This is a genomic window from Paenibacillus sp. FSL R7-0333 (genome assembly GCF_038000365.1).
GTDB lineage: Bacteria > Bacillota > Bacilli > Paenibacillales > Paenibacillaceae > Paenibacillus_AQ > Paenibacillus_AQ silagei.
In genome coordinates this window covers 6,636,086-6,656,475 of record NZ_JBBOBZ010000001.1, presented here as the reverse complement: position 1 = coordinate 6,656,475, position 20,390 = coordinate 6,636,086, and the positions used below count along the sequence as shown (strand labels likewise).

Here is a 20,390-nt window from a genome sequence, read left to right as displayed (position 1 = left end):
ACTTCTCTGGAGTCACGGCCAATCCTAAAACATAAAAATCTTCAGTTCAAATTATTAAATAAATATATTTTCGTGCTGCGGCATATACTGGAAGAGATGCCGTTTCTCATGGAACGGGCCCATGCTGGTGTTAAGATGGACAAGAAGGGACGGTGGGAACATCATGTTAAAGAAAAGCACTGCGGCCTTTATGATTGTCGCGGCACTGCTGTGCGGCAGTCTGCTGACCCTGGGCGTGACCGGTTATGTGCAGGTATTCGGACAAGCCGCAGGTGAAGGGCTGGCAACGGTCCTGCAGACTGCCGGACTACAGGAGAAGGAATCGAAGAAGCTGGGGACCGCTCTTAGCCTGATCGAGAGCAATTATTATGAGAAGGTCGACCGGGAGAAGCTGATTGACGGTGCGGTCAACGGAATGATGGAAGCACTGGGCGACCCGTATTCGAATTACATGGGCAAGGAGACGGCACAGCGGTTCGAGGAGAGCATTGAAGGCTCCTTCTCGGGGATTGGCGCTGAAGTCTCCTCCGACAACGGTAAGGTCGTTGTGGTCTCGCCCATCAAGGGCTCACCGGCAGAGAAGGCCGGTATTCAAGCCAAGGATGTGATCCTCTCCGTGAACGGTGAATCGCTGGAAGGGCTGGAGCTGAATGCGGCTGTAGCCAAAATCCGCGGTCCCAAGGGAAGCAAGGCGACCCTGAAGGTCCAGCGGACCGGAACAGCGGAGCCGCTGCAATTCGTCATCACCCGTGATGATGTCAGACTGGAGACGGTCTATGCGAAGATGGAGAAGGAGCATGTCGGTGTGATCGAGGTTACGCAGTTCTCACAGAACACCTCGGAGCGCTTCAAGGAAGAGCTGACGAAGCTGGAGAAGCAGGGCATGAAGGGACTCGTTATTGATGTCCGCAATGACCCGGGCGGTGTGCTGCCGGTCGTCATTGAGATGGTTGAGCAGTTCGTACCTTCCGGCAAAGCCATTGTGCAGGTGGAGGATAAGAACAAGCGGCGCGAGATCAGCACCTCCAAGGGATCAAGCAAGAAGTATCCGGTAGTCGTGCTGATGAACAAGGGCAGCGCGAGCGCATCAGAGATTATGGCCGGAGCCCTGCAGCAATCTGCCGGAGCCAAGCTGATCGGAGAGAATTCGTTCGGCAAAGGAACCGTGCAGACCAGCTTCGAGGAGCAGCTCGGTGACGGAAGCCTGCTGAAGATTACGATTGCCAAGTGGCTGACGCCTGACGGCACCTGGATTCACGGCAAGGGCATTAAGCCGGATATCGCCGTAGCCCAGCCGGATTACTTCTCGGTGGCGCCGATTAACAAGAGCGTTACGCTGCAATATAATATGAACAATGCAGATGTCAAAAGTGCACAGACGATGCTGGATGGGCTAGGCTACAAGCCGGGCCGCAAGGACGGCTATTTCGATGCCGGGACCAAAGAAGCAGTCAAGAAATTCCAGAGCGCAGCCAAGCTGAAATCGACAGGCTCGATTGATGCCAAGACCGCTGAAGCGCTGGAGCTGGCGCTGATCAAGGTCATCCAGGATCCGGTGAATGACAATCAGCGGAATAAGGGGATCGAAGAAATTCAGAAGGAAATCAAGGCTGCGGCGTCGAACAAGTAAGAGGGCTGATTTCAGCCTTCTTTTTTTCTTTGAATGGGATATTATCATTTAATTCTGGTTTTAATTGTGGCCCGAATGTATGTGAAAAACAGCATACTTTGTGCTGGCGTGCAGGTGTACGGGCCAAATGTATGTGGAAAACAGCATACATTGTGCTGGCGTGCAGGTGTACGGGCCAAATGCATTTGAAAAACAGCATACATTGTGCTGGCGTGCAGGTGTACGGGCCAAATGTATGTGAAAAACAGCATACATTGTGCTGGCGTGCAGGCGTATGGGCCAAATGTATGTGGAAAACAGCATACATTGTGCTGTCGTGCAGGCGAATGGGCCAAATGTATGTGAAAAACAGCATACATTGTGCTGGCGTGCAGATAATCCCTATTTGCTATAGGCTATGAAAAGGAGTGTGCGAACCGTTGAATGTACTCCCGGAGCTGCTGACCAGCTGGGGCACAGCAGTCCTTCATCTGCTGATTCAGCCCTATTACTATATCGCTATTCTATTTATTGCCCTATATTACCGCAGACAGGTAGCCCTGGAGCGGAAGCTTATTCATGTGAAGCTGCATAGCTGGGGACCGGAAACCTGGCGGACCGTGTGGACTGGCGGACTCATGGGACTGGTGGTCTCCCTTGCGGCCGTTGCACTGGGAGTATCAGTGACCTATACGGCTGTTGCCTGTATCTGGGTGGTCAGCCTTGTCTTAATGCTGTTTCGGGTGCGTTATTTATGCTTTGCGTATGCCATAGGCGCGCTTGGAATCGTGCAGTTTGTACTGTCGTTCTTCCCGGGGACGCTGCAGAGCGGAGCCGCCCGAACGGTTGCGGATGCCGTGCGGGAGATGGACATCCCGGCGCTGCTGGCGCTCGCCGCGCTGCTCCACGTGGCCGAGGCGCTGCTGGCGCGCTGGCAGGGGCCCCGGCTGGCGACGCCGTTGTTCCTTGCCGGCAAGCGCGGCAAGGTGGTGGGCGGCTACCAGCTGCAGGCCTTCTGGCCGCTGCCGCTGTTCGTGCTGATTCCCGCAGGCACGGGAATCGGTGAGCTGCCGTGGCATCCGCTGCTGGGCGGGGGCCTCGGCCTGGTCTCGCTGCCGGTCATCATCGGCTTCAGCGAGATGACCCAGGGCATGCTGCCCGGACGCAAGGCGGCCCGTACGTTCGGACGGCTGCTGATTTACAGCGCCGTCCTGCTCGGCCTCAGCCTGCTTGCGGACCTATGGAGCCCGCTGACGGTCGTCGCGGCGCTCGCGGCCATTCTGCTGCACGAAGGGTTAAGCTGGTACAGCGCTCTGGAGGAGCGCAGCCTTAGCCCCGTCTTCGTGCATCCCCCGGCCGGCCGCAAGGTGCTGGCCGTGCTGCAGGGCAGCCCCGCGCAGGAGCTGGGCATCCTGCCCGGCGAGATCTTGCTGAAGGTCAACGGGGTCCTGTTGACCAGCGCGGCGCAGCTGCATGAGGCGCTGCGCATGAACCCCGCGTTCTGCAAGCTGGAGGTGCAGAACCGCGAAGGCGAGAGCAAGTATCTGCAGCGCGCGATCTATGCGGGGGACCATCATCAGCTCGGCATCATTCTGGTGCCGGACCCGGACGGGGGCATCACCGCAGAGACCAAGCCGTCCAGCATCTTCAGCATCATCGGGATGCGGACAGGCATCCGGCAGCGGGGAGTGCAGGGCGACCGGCTGGGCCGGGCGAAGAAGACACCGCCTGCGGAGGCCAAACAGACGCCGCCGGCAGAGGCCAAGCAGGAATCTGCCGGCGTCTGACGGATAATTATCAACGTAATTGGTTCCCCCAGCGGCTGCTGGTACGGAAGCATAAAGAGGCCCGTTCTTTCTGAACTATGTTCAGGGGGAACGGGCCTTGTATATTTGTTAAGGAAATGATGTGAGGCACCTGAGCCAAATGTATGCGGAAAACTAAATACAATGCGCAACCATGGGGGCTTGTGGACCTGATATATGCGAAAAACCGAACACAATCGGCAGCCGCTGCTCTAAATGTGGCAATGAACTCGAAAAACCGAACACAATCGCTGACGAGAAGGCACCTGGGCCAAATGTATGCGGAAAACCGAATACAATGCGCAACCATGGGGGCTTGTGGACCTCATATATGCGAAAAACCGAACGCAATCGGTGCCGCTGCGAAGAGGGATGCGCCCCATGCGCCGCAGCCCGCAACATTGTAGAGAAATCCTGCAAGAAGTGCAGGAATACTGCTCAATAGAAGCGGCCGAGGCTGAAATCCTGCATGAAATGCAACAAATCCAACGCTTAGTCGCACTAAGCACCAGAATTCCTGCAAATGATGCAACAATGTACCCGTAGCCCGTAACATTTTTAGAAGAATCCTGCAAAATGTGCAACAATGCGATTCATACAAGCGTTCCGTGAGAGGAAACGCTCAGAATTGGCGAGAGACAGGCGGAGCGCCACCATGAAAGGAAGAGGCACTTCAGAACGTATACGAAAACCGGCTACAGGGTGTGGCCAAAAAGGCATATGGGCTGGATATTTGTTAACAGAAAGCGATAAGGCACCAGCTGTCTATCACCTGTTAGGAATTCAGTGCCTTATCCTGGATATGCTTGTCAGTGGCTCAAGGGTTCCCCTGCGTACGTTTCAGATACAGAATCGCAATCTGTGTACGGTCGCGTACGCCGAGCTTGCTGAGGATGTCGGTGATATAGTTTTTGACGGTGCCTTCGCTCAGGAACAGCTTGGCGGCGATTTCCTTGTTGGTGAGCCCCTCTGCAATGGAGGTGACGACGGCCTGCTCGGATTTGGTCAGGCCATAGGAAGCAAGCGGCTGAGCCTCGGGGGCTTCCTGACGCGCGGATGGCTGGAGGAAGCCCGCCAGCTTGCGGGCAATCTCGGGATGAATGAGCATATTGCCCTCATGTACGGTCTTGATGCCTTGAATGATCCGGTCCGGCGGGATGTTCTTGAGCAGATATCCGCTGGCTCCGGCGCGCAGAGCCTCAATGATATACTCGTCATCATCGAAGGTGGTCAGCATCAGGACGGCTACGGCCGGATAAGTTTTTTTGATCAGCCCTGTGCCTTCCACCCCGTCACATCCCGGCATCCGGATATCCATGAGTACAACATCCGCTCCGCCGGGCAGCTCCCCCAGCAAGGAGAGGGCCTCCCGGCCATCCCCTGCGGTTCCGGCCACTTCGATACCGGCATCCAGCCCGATCAGTACCTTCAGGCTCTCACGGATGAATGAATCGTCGTCAACAATCAATACGCTAATCATTAATCAGCACCTCTATCTATAAATGTTCTTCCGCTGCCCGTCCCCGGCTAAGTTGATGTGTGTATGCAAACTCCCCGGTTGCCTCCATCTCTTATAAGACTAAAATAGGAAGTTGGGGGATGCGGCATGCGTTACAGTTGGACAGCGGATCAGTCTGCTGATGTTATGGCGTGGGGTAGTTGAAGAACTGACTAGTTTGCCAATGCTTTGGTGTGAGCGAACAGTTGGACAGCGGATCAGTCTGCCGATGTTCTGGCGTGGGGAAAATAGTTGGATTTTGAGCATTTGCTGTTCAACGAGTGGCCTCTCTGGGGACAACAGTTGGACAAACAACACTTAATTGTTCCCAATCTGCCCCGCAGCAGAAAAATCATCGACAGTAGATGCTGTTTTTCCAACTAATACCCTGGAAACATCAGAAACAGTGAAATTAAGATACGTTTTTCCACTTGCTTCTGCCAGAGAGGGAGCAGTTCCCCCCAGATCCACAAGTTGTTAGCATATAACACCTGTATCTCAATCCGCCTTCCCATCAGTTCCCCGTCAGTTATATGTACGCCATGGCGATAGCCAGCTTCCCACAGCCTCACTCTCACCCTTGCCCCCACTCCCCTATTCAGCGCGGTACTCCCTCCGGCTGCCGATACACGGGCAGCCGGGTGATGACCGAGAACTGCGGCTGCAGCCGCAGCTCCAGCGTTCCACCAATCAGGGCGCAGCGTTCGTGCATGCCTTTTAGGCCCATTCCGCCAGTATGGTGCAGCTTGTGCAGAGCCTCCTCCTCGGGCAGCTTCCCGTTATTGCCGGTCTCCATCCGCACCTCATGCTCTGTGTAGGTGACCTCCACCCATACGGAGCTGGCCTGCCCGTGCCGCAGCGCATTGGTGATGGCCTCCCGGGCATTGGTGTACAGCACAACCTGAAGGCTCGGATAGAGCGGATAAGGAATCCCTTGCACCGTATAGGAGGTGGCAATACCTGTATCGCGGCCCACTTCTTCCAGCAGCCGGTCCAGCGCATAGGCTCCTTCAAGCTGCGGAGCAGGGTTAATCCGCTTCAGCGCCGCACGCATATCATCCATACTGCCCGAGAGCTGATCCCGGATCTGGTTCATCATCTGGAGTCCCGTTTCCGGTGCGGCAGGGAGGGTGTGAATGGCCGCTTCGGTCATCATCTTGACCCGGATCAGCCGGTGGCCGATGTCATCATGCAGCTGGCGGGCGATCCGCACCCGTTCTTCTGCCTGCGCAGCCACCTCTATGTGCGAGGTGAATTGGAGCAGCCTTGCGCGGGCCTCTTCCAGCTCAAAATGCTTTTTGCGCAGCTCATCATAAAGAAATAAGGTATCGGCCCGCCCGCGTCCTGCCCGGAGCAGCAGCAGATTCAAGCCGGCGCACAGCAGAAAGGTGAGGTTCGTGAACACAAGCACTGCCGGAGCCGCATGAAGCAGGGCGGCATTCAGCAAGGCCAGATGAATACAGAAGAAGGTGAGGGCCGTATTCTTGGGTTGCCGCCGGGTATAGGAGATCACCGCAGACAAGGCCGGAAAAACCATCAGAGGCCCGTATTCGTAACAAAGCCAGGCGGTGAGGATCAGCTCCATGCCTCCGGTCAGTGTGGAGAGAGGCCAGGATTGCCTTGCACCCAGTGTGACCAGCAGCATCAGCAGCATGAAATGCAGAGTGAACCAGTCATAGTCCGCGAATTCATAGACTTGAATGGAGAGGATCGCCGGGATTATAAGCAGGCTGTAGCGCAGCAGTATCAGTTCTCTGGTCAAGTAAGCTCATCCTTTTAGATAAAATATCCCTAATCGGCCAACAATCTCTCAGGTATAACCATCTTAGCATAAGAGTGCTGCCCTTCAGGAGATGACTTTCGTCACCTCTGGATCATGACCTTTAGTACCTCCGGCTGTGTCCGCCCTACTGTACAATAAGAATACGAGAATGAAGGAACAGGGGGCATCGGCAATGGCACTAGCAGTACTGAGCGATGTTGTGAAGAGATATGACGGTAAGCTGATTGTGGATCACGTGAATTTCAATATACAGGAGGGTGAAATCTTCGGCCTGCTGGGCCCGAACGGTGCCGGGAAAAGCACGACCATCAGCATGATCTGCGGGCTGCTTCAGGCCGACAGCGGCGATATTATTATCGACGGGCTGTCTGTAAGGGAGCGGCCGCTTGAGGTGAAGAAGCGCATCGGGCTTGTGCCCCAGGAGCTGGCGTTATATGAGAATATGACGGCAAGTGATAATGTAAGCTTTTTCGGCAGACTCTATGGGCTGCGCGGACAACTGCTGAAGGAGCGGACCCAAGAGGCGCTGGAGTTCACCGGCCTAAGCGACCGGGCGAGGGATAAACCGTCAACCTTCTCGGGAGGGATGAAAAGACGGCTGAATATCGCCTGTGCCATCATGCACCGTCCGCGCCTGATTATTATGGATGAACCCACAGTAGGCATTGATCCGCAGTCACGCAATCATATTCTGGAATCCGTGAAGGCTTTGAATAAGATGGGGTCGTCGGTGATCTACACCAGCCATTATATGGAGGAGGTCGCTGCGATCTGTGACCGGGTGGCCATTATGGACCAGGGGCATATTATTGCCTGCGGTACGGAGAATGAGCTGCGCGAACGGGTGGCCCACGAGGAGAAAATCGTTGTGAAGGCAGCGGGCATCACCCCTGCCTTAGTGAACGAGCTGGGGCAGCATCCCCGGATCAACCGGGTAGAAGCGGTGCAGGATGCGATAGAGCTGTATCTTCCCTCCTCGCAAAGTGCGCTCCAGGATATTTTGTTTATTTTCTCCAAGCACGAAGGGGTCATTGCCTCCCTGAATATTGAAGAGCCGGATCTGGAGACCTTGTTCCTTAGTCTGACCGGCCGCACCTTGCGGGATTAGAGAGGGGGAGAAACGTGAATACCTGGATTATTATGAAATTTGAGCTGCGCAGACAGCTCCGTTCACGCTCGTTGCTGCTTAATATGTTCCTGCTGCCGCTGGTGCTGATCTTCCTCTTGGGCGCTTCGCTCTCCGGGGTGGTCGGGGTGCAGGGGGCAGATGAGATCAAGCCTGTACGTGTAGCTATTGTGAATAAAGGAGGCGGAGGGGCAGAGGCATCTGCGATCCTTACGGCCTTTCTGGAGACGCCTGAGGTGAAGGGGCTCATTATTCCTGTCAAGACAGAGAGCCGTGAAGCCGCAGAGAGCGGGCTCCGTACCAGTAAATATGCCTATGGCGTTATTGTTCCCCCGGGCTTCGACCAGGAGGTGCAGAGCGGTAAGAAGGCGAGCCTGGAGTTCATTCTGGGCAGGAGCCATGCCGATAACCGGGTAGCCGGAACAGCCTTCGACAATCTGCTGATGGAGCTGAATTATAAGCAGGCCGCAGCCGTAACCCTTGGACCACATGCTCTTACAGCGACTACGGCACCTGCCGGTAAGCCGGGGGTGGTGCTGGGGGATCTGAACAATGGCGGGAAGACCTATTCGGCGGCCCAGTTCTATGCAGCGTCCATGCTGCTGATGTTCCTGATGTACAGCGGGTTGACCGTGACAGCCTCACTTTTTAACGATAAAGAGAACCATACGCTGTTCAGAATCCATTCTATGCCGGTAAAAGACAGTCATCTGTTCATCGGCAAAATGCTCGGCGTAGGCCTGGTCAGCATCCTGCAGTGCCTCACGATTATTCTGCTGTCTGACTGGCTGTTCGGTGTCTACTGGGGCAACCGCCCGGGACTGCTGCTGCTGTTCTGCCTGCTGATGATTGCCGCCTCAATGACGCTAGCCGTACTGATCTGCCTCTTCAGCCGGACCTCGGCGACGGCTACGAACATCATTAGTGTCCTGACTGTAGTAATGACCTTCGTCAGCGGCGGGATGGCGCCGCTTCCTGATTCCTGGGTGAACAGCGCAGGGGCATTCACGCTTAACCATTGGGTGCAGCAGGCGGTCATCCGGATGATGCTGCATTCCGGTCTGGAGCAGCTTTTGCCGAATCTGTGGGTGATGTGCTTCATCAGCGCGGCATTGTTCGCGGCAGTGATTGTCTCATACCGGAAGGTGGGTTACCGTGGATAAAATATTAATTATTGCCTGGAATATGATTAGACGAAGCATTGGCACCTTCAGAGGGCTTATGGTATTCATTCTGCTTCCCGGCATAGTGGTGGCAGCGATTATCTCCCTTACCGGAGGGATGGCGGAGGGACCGACAACCGTTCTATATGCCAACTCGGATACGGGGGCAGCCGGCAGACATTTGATTACGGAGCTGGAGCAGGCCGGAGAATATAAGTTCGAGCCGCGCAAGGATGAGGCCGCTTTGAAGGAAGCGACAATTAAGCAGGAGGGAACGGTGGGGGTGTTCATTCCTGCCGGGTACACTGCCGCCTTAATGGCGGGGGACCCGCTGCAGATCAGCATCTATGAGCTTCGGGCAAGCGAAAGCTCAATCATGATGAAGATGAAGATCACCGCCACTGCCGCGCAAATTGCCGAAGCAGCACATACCGTTGCTGCCGCCAGCGGAGGAACAGGGGATATGCAGGCGCAGCTCGCTGCTGTGCTGAAGCAGTCCGGGCAGCACAACGTGGGCAGCACCCGTACCGATTATGATCTCTATCCGCGGCAGACGCTGGGCGTAGTTACAGGGATGACGCTTATGTTCCTGATGGCGCTGGTGACCAGCTCTGTCTCCCAGATCACGGATGACCGCAGAGGGCGTACCATGATGCGCATGTTCAGTGCTCCAGTCCGTTCCTATGAAATTGCGCTTGGCAACTTCCTGGGCAGCTTTCTTGTAGGGATGATTCAGATCCTTGTCGTGCTGGTGCTGGGCAAATGGGTGCTCCGCTACGATTATGAGATGCCTCTCTTTCTCTACTTCCTGGTTCTGGCGGCCTTCATGCTGGTCTCCATGGGGATTGCCAGCACCGTTGCCGGGCTGATCCGCAATCCGCGCAATGCGGGGATGCTGAATTCGCTGATTCTTACCCCGACCTGCATGCTGGGCGGCTGCTTCTGGCCCGTCTCCATCATGCCGGAATATATGCAGAAGCTGGCCAACTTTACACCGCAGAAATGGGCGATACAAGCGGTGGACATTGCCGCGACCGGTGGCGGCTGGAACGAGCTGTGGATGCCGTTTGCGATCCTGGGACTGATGGCTGCCGTTCTGCTGGCGATTGGCTCTGCCATTCTTCGTCCGAATGAAGCCGGAATCAGTGCCTGATATCGAAGGGTATCCTGGCTGCCTTGAAATGTCCGAAACGGTCATATTCAAACCTGGTTCATATGTGATATGATCGGATCAAAGGAAGATATGACAGGAGGATGCGAGGATGGGCAGCAACAAGCTGGCTTGGACCTGGAAGGTGAAAGAGGAATACTTAGTGAAATACGTACAAATGCATCTGGAGCCGTGGCCGGAGATTCTGGAGGAGCACAGCAAGGCGGGCATCCGCAACTACTCTATTTTTCAGAACGGCAACCAGTTCTTCTATTGCTTTGAATGTGATAATACAGAAGCCGCATTCGCCTACATCGCCGGGAGCGAGGCCTGCAACCGCTGGAATGCGATCACCTCGAAGATGGTCGAGGGCTCCTTCGATTTCAACGATGCGGTTCCGATGGTGCCGCTGCGGGAGGTCTTTTATCTGAAGTAGTCCGGTATATAGGAATGTGACTATTTTTTAAAGAAAATAAGACAATCTCTAAATTTGTGGACCGTGATAATCTTATATAATGGGTTGTACTCAAAAAACGATTAGAGGGGAATGAGTCCAATCCGGTCTACAGCTACAACACTGGCAGCAGGCACGGTCCTGTCGCTTAGCCTGCTGCTGGGGTGCAGCAGCCAAAATACATCCGTCACCGGTACGCCGGGGGCAGAATCGGCTCCGTCTGCCTTAGCATCTGCTTCTGCGTCTCCATCGGCAACTCCTACTGCCCCTGCACAGACTGTTTCATCTGCACCAAGTGCTTCACCAGCAGACGCAGAAACTGCATCCTCAGCGACTCCGATAACTACAGCTGGCCTCACCAGCCAGTTCTTCTTGGAGGGTATCGCCGGCTCTGTGGTTGTGGATTCTATTAATGCCAGTGGAACTATCCGCGCGAGAAGCGCAGCCGGGCAAGGTGAACTGCTGATGATTGCAAGCAGCTCCGAGGAGCGGGGACACCTGGAGGCATCCAGCAATTACGGTCTCGAAGGGGAGCAGACATATCAGGCTGATTACTCCATCGTGTACCGGGCGGGGAAGCAGGATCAGGTATTGCTTAAGCTGCCTGCCTTCTTGTTCGTACAGCCAACCGACCGTGTGCTGGAATTTGCCGTGGTCTCCTTTGCGAAGGAAGAAGTCTATCTGCTTGCTCCTCAATATAAATCGGGACATGGGCTGGTTGCTTACGCCTTTGCCAGGGAGAAGGAGAGGGGAGAAGTATTTCCGTTATCCTTCAAGCAGGGGGAGATCATACACGATACGCTGGTCTACTCCGAGCTGCCGCCGTTCCCGGCCAACCAGAACGAACAGTTAGTGGTGCACTCGCCTGAGGGTGCTGGGGGCGAACCGGGACCAGGACCACAGAGTTATGAGCTGGACCTCGATAAGCGGCAATTTGTTGCACAGTAGAACGAAGTAGAGTAAAACCTTCCTTTTAGCCGGAGTTTTTCTTCCAGGTAACCAAAGGGAGGTTTTTAATATAGCAAGATACTGAAATCCATATGGGAGTAATCCGGGAGGCTGGCGGAGGTATGCCGGATGGGGCGGATGAGAGGGATAAATCCCTCAGATATGGCCGGAAGTGGACGGATGAGCGGAATGAAAGGGATAAACCCCTCAGATGTGGCCGGAAGTGGGCGGATGAGTGGAATGAGAGGGATAAATCCCTCAGATGCGGGCGGAAGTGGGCGGGTGAGTGGAATGTTGCCAAGTTTGGTTGAAGAAGAGTATTGAAGTGCACTAGTGCACCTGATTTCAGCGAACATACGCCAAAACGGGCAAGTGAAGTGCATTAGTGCCCCCGAATTCACGGGATATCGGCCAATTGAGTAAATGTGGTGCACTAGTGCCCCTGAAATCCCCAAATGCATGCCAATCCAGCAAATAAGGTGCACTTCTGCACCTCATTCAACCTATCCCCGGCTACCGTCAGCTCCCCCCAACTCCCGCCGGAACCCGCCGCAAGTGAGCGGCGGACTGCCATACCGCCTCACTCGCCACATCCCTCAGTTCCCCGTACTCTCATACCGGGACAGCCCGTACCGGAAGACTCCGTAAGCCGCTGCCGCGCTTCCGATAGCCGCGACAGGGGCGAGGAGCCACCAGCCGGACCAGCCGCTTTTGCCGAAAATATAGGTTGCCGGGTAGAAGCTGATGAACGCGTAGGGCAGCACCGTCGAAATGAAGATGCGGACCGCCTGCGGAAACAGGGTAATCGGATATTTGGCCAGATCGGACAGATTATGCACCATTAGCGGGAACGCATTCCCGGCATTGCGAATCCAGAAGGCCGCCGAGTTACCCATGAGATTAATGGATACCCGGATAATGACCGCAGTGACAAACAGCAGGATAAGAATAGCGGCCTTGCCCGCTGTCCAGTGGATAGGGCTGTGCACAAGCGACTGCCAGATAATCACCCCGCCGATAAGCAGATTGCCGAGACCGTTAATCCCAATCCCCGTGCAGAACACCTGAAGAACCACCGGCACCGGCCGCAGCAGATAACGGTCCAGCTCTCCTGTGTTGACCAGCCTGCCCAGCCGCCAGCTGCCCTCGAAGAACAGCGAACCCGCACCTTCGGTCAGAAAGATCATGGCGTACATGAAAGTAACCTCCCAGAACTGCCAGCCCTGAATATCAGGAATCCGGTCATAGATCACCCACAGGAACACAAATCCCAGAACCTGCGTCAAGGCCGCCGAGCACATCAGGATATAAAAGTCTTTGTTATACTCCAGAATCGCCTTAAGCTGCTGCACATACAGCCTTCTATAGAGATAGAGCATTTGCGATATTTTCATTCTGCGTCCTCCTTCCGCCTTAGCCTCCATGAATGGTCACCTGGCGGACAGCCCAGTTCCACATGGCTTTGCCCGCCATCCAGAGCCCTGCCCCCCAAAAGAGCTGAATCCCGATCAGCCGCAGGCTCTCCCACGTATCTGCCTGTTGCAGGAAGATCATCGTCGGCGTATGAATAATGGCCTGGAAGGGCAGCAGCAGCGCCAGCTTTTCCAGCCAGTCCGGGAAGAAGGCCAGCGGCACCAGCGCGCCCGACAGCAGGTTAGTGAGCGCAATCCGCGTCCAGACAATCCCCAGTGAACCCGTCGACCAGAAGCATAAGAGAGCCGCCAGATAGACCACGCCGAATTTGACCACAACCGCGCAGAGCAGACTAACCGCAAACAGCAGATAGACGATCGGCGAGTGGGGGAAGGTCACTCCGGTAAGGAAGGTGGCGAACACGATCAGCAGAACCGTACTCATCGCCCCCTCCAGCAGACTCGCACCCAAGGTCTCGGCGAATCGGGCCGTCTGGAAATCAATCGGCTTCAGCAGGTCCATGGCGACGCTGCCGTCCAGGATTTTGCCGGAGATGGCGGTCTCGGAATACCAGGACAAGACGGAATTGGCCAGGAAGGTGACCAGCAGATAAGTCTTCATCTGATCCCAGGAGTAGCCGCCCACCGCCTCGCGCCCGCCATAGATTCCCTGCCAGAGGAAGAAGATCGCTACAAGATTAATCGAGTTGGCCAGTAAATTAATGATGTAGGAGTTCCGGTAGGCCATCACATTCTGCAAGGAGCGGTTAGCAATGCTTCTGTATATGTTAAGTCGGGCTGGTGTCATCATGATGTTCCTGCCCCCTTGCTTCCCGGTGCTCGTTCAGGTCCAGATGGCCGTCATAGACAGCTTTAATGACCTGCTCAATGTGGGTATCCTCCATGCGGAAATCGAGTACCTCCCCATGCTTCATCACCCGGCTGACCACTTCACTGGCGGTATATTCATACCGGTCAAAGGTGACCGAAAACTCCTGGCTGCTCTGCTGTTCCAGCTTCAGTCCGGGGCTCTGCTCCAGCAGCTCGTACAATTCCGGCATGGGGGAGCGTACCTGGAAGAAGATGACCCGGTTTTTGGCAAAACGGGCCTTGACCTCGCTCAGCGTACCGTCATAAATAATCGCGCCGTGATCGATAATGACCAGCCGCTTGCACAGGTCCTCGATGTCCCCCAGGTCATGGGTCGTCAGCATCACAGTAGTCTGGTACTCCTGGTTGATCTGCTTAATGAACCCGCGGATCTTCTCCTTCACGGATACGTCAAGGCCAATCGTCGGCTCATCGAGATACAGAATTGGCGGATTATGCAGCAGGGCTGCGGCCAGATCAGCACGCATACGCTGACCCAGCGAGAGCTTCCGCGCGGACAGGTGGATGAATTCGCTCATCCCGAGCATTTCGGTGAACAAGTCCATGTTCTTCCTGTAAAGGACATCCGGAATCTGATAGATATCCTTCAGCAGCGAGAAGGACTCGGCAATCGGAATATCCCACCACAGCTGGGTGCGCTGCCCGAAGACTGCGCCGATCTGGGCGGCGTTTTCCATTCTTTTGCGGTACGGATTGATACCGTTCACCGAGATACTCCCGGAGGAAGGCATCAGAATGCCGGTCAGCATCTTGATGGTGGTCGATTTACCGGCACCATTCGGTCCCACGTAGGCCACCGTCTCCCCCGCTTCAATCCTCAGATCCAGTGGCTTGACGGCCACCTTCTCGATATGCCGGGGCAGGAACAGATGCTTCACCGCTCCCTTAAGGCCCGGCTCCTTTACCGCCTGCATAAAGGACTTACTCAGTCCTTTGGCTTCAATCATACTCAAGCTTAACCCTCCTGTTCATTACGTTGAAAGCGTTACCGCAGATGGCTGCGAGAAAAATTCTGAATCCTCAGCGCTCTGAATGACGTAAGAGTAAATATATCACTGAGCCGATGTCGAAAACTATCAGATTAGGTCGATTTTGCAAAAAAAAAGCGGCAGCCCCGTATAGCCTACACCAGCCGGGAGTTGCCGCTACGCTTAAGGAGAGTCTGGACGGCGAACCCTACCAGCAGGGGAAGCGCCAGCTGAACCTCAAGTCTCCAGTCTACAGCATACAGGTCTACGAGGTTAATCTGCTTCAACAATACATAGGTCACGTTGTATAAGAGGAATGAACAGCTGAAGGTAAGCAGAGGGATCAGATATAATGTTCTTTTGTTCTGCAGCAGCCGATATCCCGCAAGGGTTAAGAGGGTATAGCTGGCCATGATGAGCAGGGCATAATTACTTCCGAAGCGCAGGAATGACACCATGGCGGTAGCCAGATTAAGGGCAGCCGATAGATAGCCGATGCGAAGCATGTCGAACCTCCTGGAATGATGTAGAAATATAAGAGTGAACAGATTTCTACATTTTACAGCGCTAACGCGGGGATTTACAGATCCAATACTGAATGTTCATTATTCCGTAATTGTATGTTATAATGCTTTCTTTTAAAATTGATTATATAGGAATTGGTAAAAATGGAGGGATCGTTTGTGAGAGTCTTTAATCAATCAAGAGCATGGAGTATGCCTGGGGATTTAGAAGCAAGCGAACTTGAAGCCTTCCGGCCGCTGGATGCACCCCAAGTTGATGTCCAGAGCGGAATGTCCGTAGCGGGTACTTCCGAAGAATCCAGGGAGCATATCTACCATAGAGCTATGATTTCTTCGATCCGCAGTGAAATGAACAAATTAAGCCAGCTGCTCTCCATTCCATATGTGGTATTCCTGACGGACAAGGCGGGGACCATTCTGGAGCTGGTCTATTCTTCTTCGGAGACGCAGGCCGAGATGGAGCAGGCGGAGCTGCGTCCGGGGGTCAGCTTAAGCAGGCAGCAGGCAGGAATGAATGCCGTATCGCTGGCGATGGAGATGAACTGCATCGGAGTGGTGCGGGGAACGGAGCATACGGATCAGACCTTCCGGGACTGGAACTGTGTATGCGCTCCGCTGCAGGATAATGATAGCGTTTACGGCTATGTTGATATTTCTTTTAATAGAGGAGAGCCGATCGAATTCGCCATTCCCTTCGTGCAGCAGATTGCAGAGAATATCATGGAGAAGTGGATGGAGAAGAACCCGGAGATGCAGCAGTACCGGCTTGAATCCACATTGCTGGAGTATAAGCTGACTGCGCGGGAGCAGGAGGTAGCGAGGCTGTGGCTGCTGGAGAAGAGTGCGCTACATATCGGAAGCGACCTGGGGATCAGTGAAGGCACCGTGCGCAATATGCTGAAGAGCATCTATAGTAAAATGCGGGTGAATGACCGCTTCCAGTTCGTGAGGCGGCTTACGCCGTAGCCGGAGGAAGCTGCATCAGATACATACATCAAATAGCCGGGCAGCGATACCAACGTATCCCTGACCCGGCTATTTGAAAATATAGAATTTATATGTTTTACGCTATCCATTATCCTTCTATTTCTGGCTGAAAGGCAGAAGGTTAACCGCAGGAGCAATTCAGTACCGGCTTGCGCGCGGCCTGCGTCTCATCCAGGCGGCTGATCTCAGTCGTGTGCGGTGCGTTAATGACAATCTCCGGGGTTTCCTCCGCTTCCTTAACGATTCGGATCATCGTCTCAATGAAGCCATCGAGCGTCTCCTTGCTCTCGGTCTCGGTCGGCTCAATCATCATACATTCCTCTACCGTCAGCGGGAAGTAGACGGTTGGCGGATGATAGCCGAAGTCGAGCAGCCGCTTGGCTACATCGAGGGTACGTACTCCGTATTGCTTAAGGTTCTTGCCCGACATGACGAACTCATGCTTGCAGACCCCCGGGAAGGGAATCTCGAAGTAAGGAGCCAGCCGGTGCATCATATAGTTGGCGTTCAGCACAGCGTTCTCGGACACCTCACGCAGGCCGTCGGGGCCGTAGGTGCGGATATACGCATAAGCACGGACGAGAATCCCGAAGTTGCCGTAAAAGGCTTTGACGCGGCCGATCGATTCCGGCCCGCCGCAGTCCAGCGTGAAGCTGCCGTCCTCGTTCTGTGCCACAGTAGGCTGAGGCAGGAACGGGATCAGCTTCGCCTTCACGCCGACCGGTCCGGCTCCAGGACCTCCGCCGCCGTGCGGGGTACTCATTGTCTTGTGCAGGTTGAGATGCACCACATCGAAGCCCATATCGCCCGGGCGGGTAATGCCCATAATCGCGTTGGAGTTCGCTCCATCATAATAGAGCAGGCCGCCCGCTTCATGGACAATTGCGGCGATCTCGACGATCTGCGTCTCGAAGAGTCCAAGAGTACTCGGGTTCGTGAGCATTAGCGCAGCGGTGTCGCTGCCTACAGCTGCCTTCAGCGCTTCGAGATCGACCATTCCCTTGTCGTTGGAGGGGATGGTCACGGTGTCGAGTCCCGCTGCGGCGGCACTTGCCGGATTGGTGCCGTGCGAGGAATCGGGCACGATGACCTTGGAGCGGACCTCTCCGCGGCTCTCATGGTAGGCGCGGATCATCATCAGGCCGGTCCACTCGCCATGGGCTCCGGCAGCAGGCTGCAGGGATACGGCATCCATACCGGTCAGGGCGGCGAGATCCTTTTGCAGCGTGTACATCAGTTCAAGCGCACCCTGGATGCTCTCCTCCGGCTGGTACGGATGGATCTTGGAGAGTCCCGGGAAGCGGGCGACATCCTCGTTGATCTTCGGGTTGTATTTCATAGTGCAGGAGCCGAGCGGATAGAAGCCGTTATCGACTCCGAAGTTGCGGCGGGACAGGGCGGTATAGTGGCGGATGACATCCACCTCGGATACCTCCGGCAGTACGACCGGCTCACTGCGCAGCAGCCCTTCGGGAAGGAGGGAGTCAATGCCTTCGTCCTGCGGCACATCACATTGAGGCAGGGAGTAGGCCGAGCGGCCGGGACGGCTTAATTCAAAAATCAGACTTTGTTCCGGTTTCATACACAGCCCTCCAGTGCGCTTGCGAATTCGTCAATTTCGGTCTTGCTTCGTTTCTCCGTTACGGCAACCAGCATATGTCCGGACAGCTCGGGATAATCCCGGCCTAAGTCATAACCGCCCAGATAGCCTTCCTTCAGCAGCTTGGAGTTCACTGCACTCACACTGCTGCCCTCCGGGAGCTTCAAGACAAATTCATTGAAGAACGGGGCCGTGAAGACGCGCTCAGCGCCGGTGATTTCAGCCAGCCGCCCAGCGGCATAGTGACTCTTGCGGATGTTCAGCTCACCCACCTCGCGCATGCCCTCCTTGCCCATCACGGACAGGTAGACGGAAGCGCACAGCGCCAAGAGCGCCTGGTTGGAGCAGATATTTGAGGTCGCCTTCTCTCGGCGGATATGCTGTTCGCGGGCTTGGAGCGTCAGCACGAAGCCGCGCTTGCCATTCCGGTCAACGGTCTGGCCGACGATCCGGCCCGGCATCCGGCGCATGAGCGGTTCGGCCACTGCGAAGAATCCGCAGGTGGGTCCACCCAGTGATGCGGCGATACCCAGCGGCTGCGCGTCGCCGACTACGATGTCTGCGCCAAGCCGTCCGGGGGACTCCAATACGCCAAGTGCAATGGGGTTCGAGCTGACCACGAGAAGTCCCTTGACCGCATGGATCAGCGGCTCGATCTGGCGCAGATCTTCAATACCACCGAAGAAGTTGGGCGACTGAACCAGAACGGCAGCCGTATCGCTGTCGATGGCTTCAGCCAGCTTGGCGAGATCAGTTACCCCGTCAGCATAATCAATCTCTACAATTTGCAGGCCCCAGGCGTTGGCGGAGGTACGCAGCACCTGACGCGCTTCCGGGTGAACCGTACGGGAGACAATCAGCTTCTTGCGTTTGGTGGCACCTGCGGCCAGCACAGCCGCTTCGGACAGGGCCGTTGCACCGTCATACATACTGGCATTGGCGACCTTCATCCCGGTCAGTTCACAGATATAGGACTGGAATTCGAAGATCGCCTGTAGCTCACCCTGACTGATCTCCGGCTGATAAGGGGTATAGGCGGTATAGAATTCCGAACGGGAAATCACATGGTTGATGACGACCGGAACGTGGTGATCGTATAATCCGGCACCGAGGAAGCTGGCGTGGGTGTCGAAATCGGCATTCTTGTCGGCGAGCCCCTTCATATGGCGAAGCAGTGCGTACTCATCCAGGGCGCCGGACATCGGCAGGGTTCCCTGGTAACGGACAGACTGCGGAATATCGGCGAACAGCTCATCGATGGACTGTATGCCTACGGTCTCCATCATTTCTGCGCGGTCTTGCCCGGTCATAGGCAGATAGCGGTGCTTCATTGCGGCTTCACTCCTTGGCTTCTTTTGTAGAATGGGGCTTTGATGACGGCAGCCTTGAGCTGCTTGCCGCGGATCTCTACGTACACCTCTGTACCGATCTCCGTATAGGCAGTATCCAGCAGGGCGAGTCCGAGATTCCGCTTCAGGGTCGGGGACTGGGTGCCTGTCGTTACTTCACCGATCTTCACTCCATCCGCGTATACGGGATAGTGGGAGCGGGGAATGCCACGGTCGATCATCTCCAGGCCCACAAGACGACGGGGCAGACCGGCTTCCTTCTGCTTCAGCAGGGCGTCACGGCCGATGAAGTCGCCTGCATCCAGCTTCACGAAGAACTGGACACCGGCTTCGAGTGGAGTGATATCCGCCGACAGCTCCTGGCCGTACAGCGGCAGTTTGGCCTCGAAGCGCAGCGTGTCGCGTGCGCCGAGTCCGGCAGGAGTCAGGCCATGCGGAGCGCCTGCTTCCAGCAGGCCCTTCCAGAGGGTAGCCGCCGTATCAGCAGGAGCGTACAGCTCGAAGCCATCCTCACCGGTATATCCGGAGCGGGAGAGCAGGACGCTGACGCCGCAGACCTCGGCGTGTTCGATGAAGTGAAAAGGCTTGAGTTCCGTTAGAGGAGCGTCCGTCACTTTGGCAAGGATGGTCTCAGCCAGCGGTCCCTGCAAGGCAAGCAGCAGGGTCTCATCCGAGACATTGTTCAGAGTGACCCCGCTGAACTCAGCGGTGAGATGCTCCTGCAGCCACTGGAAGTCCTTGTCGATATTCGACGCATTGACGACAAGCATGTAACGCTCCTCGCCCAGACGGTATACGAGCAGATCGTCCACCACTCCGCCGCTTGGATAGAGCATCAGCGTATACTGCGCCGCGCCGTCTTCCAAGCGGCTGACATCATTCGTGGTCATTCTCTGGAGGAAGGCTTCTGCGCCCTCTCCGGTAACCATGAATTCTCCCATGTGGGAGACATCGAACAGTCCGGCCTGATTGCGGACGGCTTCATGCTCCTTCACGATCCCTGTGAACTGAACCGGCAGCTCCCAGCCGCCAAAATCAATACATCTGGACTCCGCATACGCGGCATAGAGATCATAAAAAGGCGTTCTTCTCAAAGACTCCATCTCGTCACTCCCTTGGCTTT

At 55.5% G+C, this 20,390-nt stretch carries 17 protein-coding genes; 8 read left to right on the top strand and 9 right to left on the bottom strand.

Going from position 1 to position 20,390, the window contains the following annotated elements; translation table 11 throughout:
* The first annotated feature begins 163 nt into the window (after window positions 1-163).
* Entirely contained in the window at window positions 164-1,630 is a 1,467-nt protein-coding gene (locus MKY86_RS28390) for a S41 family peptidase (protein WP_036721180.1), read from the top strand.
* A 419-nt stretch (window positions 1,631-2,049) separates the two neighbouring features.
* Window positions 2,050-3,396: a PDZ domain-containing protein gene (locus MKY86_RS28385; RefSeq protein WP_076080081.1), complete on the top strand. Its 1,347-nt coding sequence runs from the start codon at window positions 2,050-2,052 to the stop codon at window positions 3,394-3,396.
* Window positions 3,397-4,231: 835 nt separating this feature from the next.
* Here the strand turns inward: MKY86_RS28385 and MKY86_RS28380 are convergent.
* Together MKY86_RS28380 and MKY86_RS28375 are read right to left on the bottom strand one after the other, a co-directional pair.
* Window positions 4,232-4,894 carry a response regulator transcription factor gene (locus tag MKY86_RS28380; protein ID WP_076080083.1) on the bottom strand — a complete coding sequence of 221 codons (663 nt, stop codon included), beginning with the start codon at window positions 4,892-4,894 and terminating at the stop codon, window positions 4,232-4,234.
* A 616-nt stretch (window positions 4,895-5,510) separates the two neighbouring features.
* Window positions 5,511-6,674, bottom strand: coding sequence for a histidine kinase (locus MKY86_RS28375; protein WP_083685295.1), 1,164 nt, complete (start codon window positions 6,672-6,674; stop codon window positions 5,511-5,513).
* Window positions 6,675-6,867: 193 nt separating this feature from the next.
* Here MKY86_RS28375 and MKY86_RS28370 point away from each other — a divergent pair, with 193 nt between their 5' ends.
* The 5 genes from MKY86_RS28370 (at window position 6,868) to MKY86_RS28350 (ending at window position 11,536) form a co-directional block, all read left to right on the top strand.
* Window positions 6,868-7,803 carry an ABC transporter ATP-binding protein gene (locus MKY86_RS28370; protein ID WP_076080085.1) on the top strand — a complete coding sequence of 312 codons (936 nt, stop codon included), beginning with the start codon at window positions 6,868-6,870 and terminating at the stop codon, window positions 7,801-7,803.
* Window positions 7,804-7,817: 14 nt separating this feature from the next.
* Window positions 7,818-8,984 carry an ABC transporter permease gene (locus MKY86_RS28365; protein WP_076080086.1) on the top strand — a complete coding sequence of 389 codons (1,167 nt, stop codon included), beginning with the start codon at window positions 7,818-7,820 and terminating at the stop codon, window positions 8,982-8,984.
* The gene (locus MKY86_RS28360) at window positions 8,977-10,137 is read left to right on the top strand and encodes an ABC transporter permease (RefSeq protein ID WP_340827624.1); all 1,161 of its coding nucleotides are present in this window, start codon (window positions 8,977-8,979) and stop codon (window positions 10,135-10,137) included. Before MKY86_RS28365 ends, MKY86_RS28360 begins: the two co-directional genes overlap by 8 nt.
* A gap of 109 nt (window positions 10,138-10,246) precedes the next feature.
* Window positions 10,247-10,570, top strand: a complete 324-nt coding sequence (locus tag MKY86_RS28355) for an L-rhamnose mutarotase (RefSeq protein WP_076080087.1) — start codon at window positions 10,247-10,249, stop codon at window positions 10,568-10,570.
* Window positions 10,571-10,681: 111 nt separating this feature from the next.
* Window positions 10,682-11,536 (top strand): hypothetical protein, encoded by an 855-nt coding sequence (locus MKY86_RS28350; protein WP_143803766.1) that lies wholly within the window; start codon window positions 10,682-10,684, stop codon window positions 11,534-11,536.
* A 596-nt stretch (window positions 11,537-12,132) separates the two neighbouring features.
* Here the strand turns inward: MKY86_RS28350 and MKY86_RS28345 are convergent.
* From MKY86_RS28345 to MKY86_RS28330, 4 genes are all read right to left on the bottom strand, one after another.
* Window positions 12,133-12,930 carry an ABC transporter permease gene (locus tag MKY86_RS28345; RefSeq protein ID WP_076080100.1) on the bottom strand — a complete coding sequence of 266 codons (798 nt, stop codon included), beginning with the start codon at window positions 12,928-12,930 and terminating at the stop codon, window positions 12,133-12,135.
* Window positions 12,931-12,949: 19 nt separating this feature from the next.
* Window positions 12,950-13,759, bottom strand: coding sequence for an ABC transporter permease (locus tag MKY86_RS28340; RefSeq protein WP_340827623.1), 810 nt, complete (start codon window positions 13,757-13,759; stop codon window positions 12,950-12,952).
* Window positions 13,737-14,786 (bottom strand): ABC transporter ATP-binding protein, encoded by a 1,050-nt coding sequence (locus MKY86_RS28335; RefSeq protein ID WP_340827899.1) that lies wholly within the window; start codon window positions 14,784-14,786, stop codon window positions 13,737-13,739. Before MKY86_RS28335 ends, MKY86_RS28340 begins: the two co-directional genes overlap by 23 nt.
* Before the next feature lie 176 nt (window positions 14,787-14,962).
* A complete protein-coding gene (locus MKY86_RS28330) occupies window positions 14,963-15,313 on the bottom strand; it encodes a hypothetical protein (RefSeq protein WP_076080104.1) in 351 nt (116 codons plus the stop codon).
* 210 nt (window positions 15,314-15,523) lie between these two features.
* Between MKY86_RS28330 and MKY86_RS28325 the strand changes: the two genes are divergently transcribed.
* A complete protein-coding gene (locus MKY86_RS28325; protein ID WP_076080106.1) occupies window positions 15,524-16,297 on the top strand; it encodes a helix-turn-helix domain-containing protein in 774 nt (257 codons plus the stop codon).
* 142 nt (window positions 16,298-16,439) lie between these two features.
* On the opposite strand, the gene gcvPB is transcribed toward MKY86_RS28325, so the two are convergent.
* Genes gcvPB through gcvT form a run of 3 tightly spaced genes read right to left on the bottom strand, consistent with a single transcriptional unit; the run spans window position 16,440 to window position 20,370 of the window.
* The gene (gcvPB, locus tag MKY86_RS28320) at window positions 16,440-17,900 is read right to left on the bottom strand and encodes an aminomethyl-transferring glycine dehydrogenase subunit GcvPB (protein ID WP_076080108.1); all 1,461 of its coding nucleotides are present in this window, start codon (window positions 17,898-17,900) and stop codon (window positions 16,440-16,442) included.
* Window positions 17,897-19,249 (bottom strand): aminomethyl-transferring glycine dehydrogenase subunit GcvPA, encoded by a 1,353-nt coding sequence (gene gcvPA / locus MKY86_RS28315; protein ID WP_076080110.1) that lies wholly within the window; start codon window positions 19,247-19,249, stop codon window positions 17,897-17,899. The genes gcvPB and gcvPA overlap by 4 nt, the downstream gene beginning before the upstream one ends.
* On the bottom strand, window positions 19,246-20,370 hold the full coding sequence (gene gcvT, locus MKY86_RS28310; RefSeq protein WP_036721150.1) for a glycine cleavage system aminomethyltransferase GcvT: 1,125 nt from the start codon (window positions 20,368-20,370) through the stop codon (window positions 19,246-19,248). The genes gcvPA and gcvT overlap by 4 nt, the downstream gene beginning before the upstream one ends.
* Between the last annotated feature and the right edge of the window lie 20 nt (window positions 20,371-20,390).

Coding starts and splice junctions, on each gene's coding strand:
- gcvT (WP_036721150.1), bottom strand. CDS start 20,370: ATGGAGTCTTTGAGAAGAACGCCTTTTTATGATCTCTATGCCGCGTAT.
- MKY86_RS28335 (WP_340827899.1), bottom strand. CDS start 14,786: ATGATTGAAGCCAAAGGACTGAGTAAGTCCTTTATGCAGGCGGTAAAG.
- MKY86_RS28345 (WP_076080100.1), bottom strand. CDS start 12,930: ATGAAAATATCGCAAATGCTCTATCTCTATAGAAGGCTGTATGTGCAG.
- MKY86_RS28340 (WP_340827623.1), bottom strand. CDS start 13,759: ATGATGACACCAGCCCGACTTAACATATACAGAAGCATTGCTAACCGC.
- MKY86_RS28330 (WP_076080104.1), bottom strand. CDS start 15,313: ATGCTTCGCATCGGCTATCTATCGGCTGCCCTTAATCTGGCTACCGCC.
- gcvPA (WP_076080110.1), bottom strand. CDS start 19,249: ATGAAGCACCGCTATCTGCCTATGACCGGGCAAGACCGCGCAGAAATG.
- MKY86_RS28390 (WP_036721180.1), top strand. CDS start 164: ATGTTAAAGAAAAGCACTGCGGCCTTTATGATTGTCGCGGCACTGCTG.
- MKY86_RS28355 (WP_076080087.1), top strand. CDS start 10,247: ATGGGCAGCAACAAGCTGGCTTGGACCTGGAAGGTGAAAGAGGAATAC.
- MKY86_RS28370 (WP_076080085.1), top strand. CDS start 6,868: ATGGCACTAGCAGTACTGAGCGATGTTGTGAAGAGATATGACGGTAAG.
- gcvPB (WP_076080108.1), bottom strand. CDS start 17,900: ATGAAACCGGAACAAAGTCTGATTTTTGAATTAAGCCGTCCCGGCCGC.
- MKY86_RS28380 (WP_076080083.1), bottom strand. CDS start 4,894: ATGATTAGCGTATTGATTGTTGACGACGATTCATTCATCCGTGAGAGC.
- MKY86_RS28350 (WP_143803766.1), top strand. CDS start 10,682: ATGAGTCCAATCCGGTCTACAGCTACAACACTGGCAGCAGGCACGGTC.
- MKY86_RS28325 (WP_076080106.1), top strand. CDS start 15,524: ATGCCTGGGGATTTAGAAGCAAGCGAACTTGAAGCCTTCCGGCCGCTG.